Raw genomic sequence first — 1,457 nt, forward strand, 5'->3', positions numbered from 1 at the left:
GACTCGAGGAGGGGCTCGGGGTCGCGGAGGGCCGGCGTCAGGCCGCGGCGGCGGCGCGCGGCGGCCAGCACCGTCACCGCGAGGGCACCGACCAGCCACAGCACGAGGACCAGGACCGCGTGCGCGACTCCGATGGTGCCGCCCGCGATCAGCGATCGGAACGCCTCCACCGTCCAGGTCAGCGGCAGCACGCCGTGGATCACCTGGAAGAAGGCGGGCGCCGTCTCGACGGGGTAGGTGCCGCCGGCCGAGGAGAGCTGCAGCACGATCATCAGCAGCGCCAGGAACCGGCCGGGCGCGTCCAGCAACGCGATCAGCGCCTGGTTGACCGCCACGAAGGTGAGGCTCGTCAGCACGGCGATCCCGATCAGCCCGGGCAGATTCGAGGCCTCCACCCCGACTCCGAAGCGGATGGCCAGTGCCGCCAGCACACCCTGGGCGACGGCCATCAGCGCACCCGGCAGGTAGCTGCGCAGCGCGATCACCCAGGCGGGGCGTCGGGCGGCGAGCAGGCGTGCGCTGAGCGGGGCGCTCATCAGGTAGAAGGCGAGCGCACCGACCCAGAGCGCGAGCGCCATGAAGTACGGCGCGAGCCCGTAGCCGTAGGACGGCACCCTGTTCAGACGCTCCGCGTCGATCCCGACGGGAGCGGCGGCGACCGCGCTGAGTTCATCGGCCTGCTCGTCGGTGTAGCTGGGGACGTCGGCCGCGCCGTCGGTCAGCTTCGTGTCGAGAGTCCGCGATCCGGAGGCGAGCGAGTCGATGCCATCGGCGAGATCGCGCGAGCCGGTGGCGGCGTCGGCGGAGCCGGTGGCGGCGGAGTCCGCTCCCTCGGCGAGGTCTGCGGCACCGGTGGCCAGCGCGGCCGTGCCGGACGCGAGGTCCGATGCTCCCCGAGGCCGCAGAGGCGATACCGCTGCTGAGCGGGCCGACCGCGCCCGAGAGCGTGTCCACTCCGCCCGCGACCTGTGCCGCGCCGCTGTCGAGCGAGGCCGCTCCCCCCGCGAGGGTCTTCGCGCCACCCGCGATCTGCTGTGCGCCGCCGTCGGCGGAGGCGGCTCCTGTCGCGAGCGCGGACGTGCCGGTCGCGAGGTCAGCGGCTCCGCTCGACACGGTCGCGGCGCCTGCGGTCAGCGCTGTCAGTCCGTGCCCGTCGTCGCCGACCAGCGCCGTGACCCCGCGCCGAGGGTCTGTGCGCCCGCGTCGGCTTGCGCCGCTCCGGTCGCCACCGTGGCGGCGCCCTTCTCGAGAGTGGTCAGCGCGGCGAGGCGCTCGGAGTCGCTGAGCGAGCCGTAGCGCGACAGCAGAGAGGCGAGTCCGGAGTCGACTCCCGTCGCTCCCGCGGCGAGATCCGGAGTCGCGGACGCCAGCGTCCCGGCACCGGACGCGAGCGCTGCGCGCCGGTGAGAGCCTTCTGCGCTCCGTCGGTCACCGAGGCGGACCCGGTCGCGAGCGCT

At 74.5% G+C, this 1,457-nt stretch carries 1 protein-coding gene and 1 pseudogene; both read right to left on the reverse strand.

The window, feature by feature from the left end:
- The coding region (locus tag ACH61_RS15425; protein WP_161489689.1) for a YhgE/Pip family protein at positions 1-1,022 on the reverse strand (1,022 nt) is incomplete at its 3' end.
- Positions 1,023-1,139: 117 nt separating this feature from the next.
- Positions 1,140-1,457, reverse strand: a pseudogene (locus ACH61_RS17675) (hypothetical protein); the annotation flags it as partial.

Source organism: Rathayibacter tanaceti (genome assembly GCF_001634385.1).
GTDB classification, from domain to species: domain Bacteria; phylum Actinomycetota; class Actinomycetes; order Actinomycetales; family Microbacteriaceae; genus Rathayibacter; species Rathayibacter tanaceti.